Origin of the sequence: Edaphobacter sp. HDX4, assembly GCF_036877565.1 — a bacterium.
In the GTDB taxonomy this organism is placed as follows: domain Bacteria; phylum Acidobacteriota; class Terriglobia; order Terriglobales; family Acidobacteriaceae; genus Edaphobacter.
Window position 1 is genome coordinate 41,794 of record NZ_JAEDXW010000033.1, and the last position, 6,819, is coordinate 48,612.

Genomic DNA, 6,819 nt, shown 5'->3' on the forward strand with positions numbered 1-6,819 from the left:
ACCTCCCTGAATTTCAACCGCTTTGCGAAGGAGTCCATGATGGACCGGCGTCAATTGTTAAGAGGAATTGCAGCAGGTGCACTTGCTGCTGAAGCCTTCCCCACCGAAAAGCTCTTCGCACAGTCGCAGACTACGCCGGCCCCTTCGACTCCAACTCCAACATACCGACGTGAGAACACCTGGCCCGGGAAGAAGCTAATTTTGGCGATTGCAGATCCGCAAGAATGGTATTCCTCTGCTGGATACCATCACGACTCGGCTTCCCATACTCTTGCAACAGTAGAGCGGCTGGGACGGGAGTCGGGTCTGTGGACAACCATAATTCGTACCGATATGCATCTCCTGACCAAGGAGGAGATACCAGGAGCAAATGTCAGAACACTGAATCACTTCGACGCAGTGTTTTACATGGGGGAAGGTCCATGGAATATCACGGATCGGCAGAAAGCCGATCTTTTGTCCTTCGTGCATGATGACGGCAAAGGCTTCATTGCGGGCCACGCGGGCAATGGTGGACATCTTCTTCTATGGCCTGAATATGCAGCGATGATCGGAGGGAATCTAATCGGCGAGTTTCCTACTGCCGATATGCCGATCATACTTGAGGACCCGAATTTTCCTGGTGTTCAGGGATTCCCAAGAGACTTCAAATTCAAGGACCAATACACGATCGTTGGTCCGAACTACTCAAGGGACGTAGACCACGTCATCATGAGAATGGATCCTTCAAAATTCAAGGAAACCTTCGACGCAGTTCGTCCTGATCCAAACTCACGCGCTACCGCGGAACAGGTTCGGCAGCGATTCGAGAAGCTAGCGGCATTGAGATCGGACGGAGATTATCCCATTGTCTGGGCGAAGAAGTACGGCAAGGGCCGTGTGTGGTATTCGACTTTCGGACATTTGGAACAAACGCTCGATGATGCTCGCGTACAACAGATGTACGTGGGTGCAATCAAGTGGGCTCTCGGGTTGGTTGACGCGGATATTACGCCTCATCCGCTGCCTGTAAAGCTGTAAGCAGGCCTGCACGGGGGCTACTACACTGCTCTCCCGTGTGAACAGCTATCGTCCTGAGTTAGAGATCAAACTCCGACAAGTGCCGGAAAAGTGCTTTTAACTCGGGGCCGCAGGACACGATACTAGATCAAGTTCTTTGGACCCTCAATAGCCATCTCCTGCCAAAGCCCTTTCTGAGCTAATTCTTAAGTTCCCATAGGAAATCTATGGTGTGTGGACCTGAGCTCTTCCACGGCCTGAGGTGGGAATTTAGGGTGGTTGAAGTTGCGACGAAATCGAATAAACAGCACCACACGCCCTGTGTGATCCCCTGTGAAGTTCCAACAGGCAAACGTCATGGTCAACCATCTCTCAGCACCGATGGGAGGCGAAAAGAAAGGGGATCGTTGCTATTAGTGACATATGCGGTCGGATCCTTGACCATCATGCGATGGTTGTCTCGTTCCGATGGAAGATACTTTGATTGCTGCCAGTAAGAGCGTTGGCGCTGACGGAAAGTAATGGGCGTGCCAATATTCATCATGAAGTTCTTATGGGAACTAACGAGATTTAAATCTGTTGACTTCGTTAGAGGACCGGGAATATACCCTTGTGTGCGCAGAAGATGCGTTCACCTCTGAAATGTCACTGAGTTACTTAGGCAATAAGGTCGCGCCTCGATTTTGTGAAGCTAGTTGCCTCAATAGACCGGAGTACCGGCTAGGAAGATAAGTTTCTGAAGAATTTGCAAGATATCGAGGAAGCAGCTTCCTCATGGAGAGCAGATCGATGAAATCCCAGTTTACGATGCTCCTGATGCTAGCGTTCATTGTCATGGTGGCGCTGACTTCAACAATGGCCGCTCAATCTTCGGGGGGCGGTGTTGCGGGAACGATTTACGATTCAGCGGGGGCGGTAGTTCCGAATGCCTCAGTGACACTTGTAAATATCGCGACGAACGTCAGCTCTGTAGCTATCTCAACTGATGCAGGCCGGTATACCTTTCCGCAATTGAACCCTGGTGTTTACAAGATAATCGTGATCGTCAGTGGCTTCAAAGAATCCGTGCAGACAGGCGTGACAGTTTCTGTTGGAGCGACCGCGACGCAGGACATCACTCTGCAGGTGGGCGAATCGACACAATCCGTGGTTGTGACGGCCGATGCCCAACAGATTCAGACTGAATCCTCAGATATTGGAACGACGGTCACGGGGCAGCTGATTAACCAGCTCCCCTTGAACTTCAGCGGCCTGGTTCGGAGCCCACTCGCCTTCCTGACTCTTACTCCCGGCTTTCAGGGGAGCGCTTCTGGGAATCCGGTCTCCCAAGCAAGCTTCAAGCTGAATGGAGGAGGTACCGGCAGTGCTGACATCATTCTGGATGGCTCGTCGATCTCGCTTGCATCGCCGAACTATCAAATGCCCTTCGGCATCAGCGTCGATGCCGTCGCGGAGTTCAAGGTAGAGACTAGTACATTTCCCGCGGAGTATGGGCGAACGGGTGGTGGCTTCGTCACGATTGCATCGAAATCAGGAACCAATGAGATTCATGGCGGCGTCTATGAGCAGCTGAAGAATCGTGTATTGGATGCAAACAGCTGGCAGAACAATCACACGGGACTTCCCAGAGCAAACGATACACAGCATGACTTTGGTGCATTTGCAGGAGGGCCCGTCTGGATTCCTAAGATATACAACGGACGTTCGAAGACATTTTGGTTTACGGCCTATGAAGGCTTTCGGTTTAAGGCTGGTGGAGGGGCGCTCACTTCTGTTCCTACGCCGGCAATGTGGAATGGAGATTTTTCTGCCATTCTGCAGACCCAAGTCATCAATGGAGTGACTTACCCGGGCAAGAAGATCTACGATTACACCACCTGCTCAGGGGCGAATCAGGGTAAGCCGTGCCAGCCTTTCCCCAATAATCAAATCCCTCTCTCCAGGTTGGATCCATTTTCGAAGAACATGATCGCTCTTCTTCCCCAAGCGACCTCGCCTGGGCAACCATATCAAAACCTTCGCTATACAAGTGTTTCACCGGTCAACCAAGATCTTTGGTTTCTCAGAATCGATCACACAATAAGCAGTAAGCATAAGTTATACGGAACCTATTCTCAATCGCTTCAGCCTGTACAGACGACGTATTCCTATGGCGACTTGTACCAAACGGGACAAGGAAGCACAAAAACACGTTATGTCCGACTAGCAGAAGATTGGAGTATCACGTCGAGCCTCTTGAACCACGTGAACTTTGGCTACACGCGCCGATATCGTCTCGAACAATCAATCAATACTGTGGGACAGTGGGGTTCGAAGCTAGGGTTCAAGGGGTATCTCGAAGACACACTCATCCCCGGTGTCGGAGTTCACTACGATCCTTCAGGGAGTGGCAATATGCCAGCTCCTCCGCATAGCAATAGCCATTTTGCCGACAATAGCTATCAGATAAGCGATAACCTGCTGTGGTCGCATGGAGCGCATAACTTCAAGTTCGGGATGGATTATCGCCGTCAGGGTTTCAACGCCTACTTCGGAACAGCTGCCGGTCCGAACTTCTCCTATCAGGACGCCTTGACATCTGCCGGGACAAGCGCAGCAGGGACGCCCGTGGATCCGAACTCAGGCTCAGGTGCTGCCTCGTTTTTCCTGGGAGCGGCAACAACAGGCAGCATCGGCGGAAGTCAGATCGCGAGCATGAGGACCCGTTATTGGGGGATGTACGTTCAGGACGACTGGAAGGTGGATCCTAAACTCACTTTGAATCTCGGCCTTCGCTATGAGATTCCAGAACCGGTTTTCGAGTCTGAATGCAGGACATCTCAGGTGAATCCAACCCTGCCGAATCCGAAGGCAGGTGGCTTGCCCGGAGCGCTCGAATTTCAAGGAGATGGGCCGGGACGAGACGGCCGATGCTCCCCCATGAACCAATACTGGGGTTCGTGGGGTCCGAGAGCCGGAATGTCCTATCAACTTGACAAAGATACAGTAGTCCGGGCGGCATACGGGATCTACTACACTCCGTTGAAAGTTTCTAACTTTGCCAACACTGACAGCAAGGGGTTCTTTGCTGTCGGCTATAACTATACGGCCAATGTGAATCAACAGACGCCGTCTGTTATTCCAAGCCAGATCCAGTCCTATCCCGGAGTCGTTCCGCCCAACCTTGATCCTTCTGCTTCGAATGGTCTCAATGGTGCGGCGACCAACGGTACCGGTGGCCCCGTATTCCTGCCGAGCAGACTTGCTAGACCCGGCCAGGTGCAGAACTGGACTGCGGATATTCAACGCCAGTTACCGGGACAATGGCTTCTTGATGTCGCTTATGTGGGAAACCACGGAGCTCACCTCCAGAAGCTTCTGAAGGATCCAAACGTTGGTCCGCTTTCTGCTCTGGCGTATGGTCCTTGTCTCGCTGTGCAACTTGTCAATCAGGCTACCAGTGCAGCTTGTGACGGGAAGCCACGCGTTCAATCCCCCTATCCGGCGTTCATCTCAGATTTTGGTGTTGGAGCCACGGTATCTCAGGCGTTGAGACCTTTCCCTCAATTCCAAGATGCGAACCTGGATACAGCCTTCTCCGCTAATCCTTGGGGAAACTATACTTACCATGCTGTGCAAGCACAGATCACCAAGAGATACGGCTCGGGCTTCACCGTGCTGGCTAACTATACCTGGTCGAAGAATCTGACCGATTCGGATGCCGATTACGCCGTGCAGTCGGGCTGGAATGGCGGAAGCGGCGGTGTTTTGAATCCTTACAACCCCCGGGCTGAGAAATCGTACAGCCAGTTCGATCAGCCCCAGAGTGTCAAAGTCTCCTACACCTATGAGCTTCCGTTTGGTAAAGGTAAAAAGTACATGTCGCATGCTAATGCGGTGACTGAGGTTCTCGCGGGTGGTTGGATGGTCGGCGGCGTAGATACCTACTCCAGCGGATTTCCTATGTTTGCCACACAAACCGGCTGGACCTCTGGTATTTTTGCCGGAGAAGCGACTGGAGGAAATCCTCGACCGAACGTTGTTCCCGGACAAAATGTTTCCGGGTTCAAGGGAGGGCCATATATATTCGGTGTTTCGAGGAAGCTGAATCCTAATGCGTTCACCATCGCACCGAACTATACCTTCGGGAATGCGCCAAGATTACTTGGGGGAGCCAGATATTTCGCACATAAGAGCGAAGATCTACAGGCCTCCAAGAGAATCCCGCTGTTCCATGAAGGTGTCGCTCTAACATTCAGATTTGATATCTTCAACATCTTCAACCGGCATGGATGGGGTTGTCCAAATCAAGTCGTCGGTACTCCAACGTTCGGACAGTTCACTTGCGGAACTGGACCGAGCGCGGAGATCAACAATAATGTAAGTTCACCATCGAGTAGAACAATGCAGGCTAACTTCAGGCTAACATTCTGATCGGGCTATGGTGATTTCCGCTTCAACACGAAACCTGGCTTATGGGATCCGAAGGAGGAATCCCATAGGCCAGATTTTGCGATCGAGTGCTAATCTGCGCAAAAGTTGCAAGCTACACAAGCTAGGGCTGCTCACTTTATTGGTCACTGTAAGCAGCTCATTTACCCACTCCCAAGGCGTGGATGATGAAGCGCTCCGACATTTCAAGGCCGCTCAGACAGCCCAGAACTCGGGATCCCTCGATGTAGCGGCCGATGAATACTTGCAGGTAATTCGTCTACGGCCAGAAACTGCAGAGGCCTACGCAAGTCTAGGCCTGGTTTACAGTGCCCAAGAAAGCTATGAGCAATCGGCTCGAACTCTTCTGAAGGCAGAGAAACTGAAGCCAGGTCTTCCGGGAGTTAGCTTTTTTATCGGCATTGACTATGCGCGGCTGCAACGGCCTGCCCTTGCAATTCCGTATCTCACCGAGGCAGTCCGCATTGAGCCTAAGAACCGAGAGGCACATACCTGGCTTTGCAGGGCGCTCTGGGAGGACGGCCAGATCTCCAGGGCACTCGTAAAGCTTGAGGAGACAAGCAATATCTTTCCATCCGATGCGCCTCTCCTGCTGGACCTAGGCGAAGCCTATCGCAAAGCAGCCGATCGAATTGTTCAATCTGTTCTCTCAGCTTCAAAGGGAAAGCCGCTTCTCCACCAGATTTACGGAGATATCTACAAAGACGAACACTCATGGGATAAGGCGATGGCGCATTACGAGCGGGCCCTGTCGGAAGATCCTCTTTGGCCCGGTGCACACTTTGGTCTGGGGGAGATAGCTCTTGCTACGCAAAGACTGGACGATGCGACCCGAGAGTATCATCTCGAACTTCAGATGAATCCAAACTCAGCGGCGTCGCTTGCAAGACTGGCGGAAGTTCAGTTGCTAAAGGGGGATGTAGACGAGGCTATCTCCCTGCTCCACTCGGCGAACCATCTCTCGCCGGAAGCAACTTGGAACGCTCTTGGCTTGCCACGAACATACCCAGACGCAAATATCTCGCTCGATGAGCAGCTGCAGAATAAGCTCCGAGAATCTATGGTGCTTCTCGAAGGGAAACAAGCGAGCGCAGAGAAAAACCTTGCTCTCACTGTCGCACAGGTACTTCTCAGTAAGGACGGGGACGCCCCATCTGCGCCGGAATGGGCGACATCTGGAAGTTCTGTAAAGCTACAGAAGCCAACGGATCTATTTAAGAGAAGTGTTGCGAGCTACAACCGGCATGATTTCAAAGCCGCAGCATCCGATCTCAACAAGTTGCACAAGCTGCGTCCTATGGATTTGGACGCCGACTACTTGTTGGCCCGATCCTATCGGAACCTGTCTTACGCAACTCTGGAGAGGCTATTGGCTATCGCGCCCACCTC

At 52.1% G+C, this 6,819-nt stretch carries 3 protein-coding genes; all 3 read left to right on the forward strand.

Going from position 1 to position 6,819, the window contains the following annotated elements; translation table 11 throughout:
* Positions 1 to 36: 36 nt before the first annotated feature.
* Positions 37 to 1,020 (forward strand): ThuA domain-containing protein, encoded by a 984-nt coding sequence (locus tag JAO29_RS21525; protein ID WP_334270338.1) that lies wholly within the window; start codon positions 37 to 39, stop codon positions 1,018 to 1,020.
* 768 nt (positions 1,021 to 1,788) lie between these two features.
* Complete coding sequence (locus JAO29_RS21530; protein WP_334270339.1) at positions 1,789 to 5,412, forward strand: TonB-dependent receptor; 3,624 nt, start codon at positions 1,789 to 1,791, stop codon at positions 5,410 to 5,412.
* 178 nt (positions 5,413 to 5,590) lie between these two features.
* On the forward strand, positions 5,591 to 6,819 hold a 1,229-nt coding region (locus JAO29_RS21535; RefSeq protein ID WP_334270340.1), incomplete at its 3' end, for a tetratricopeptide repeat protein.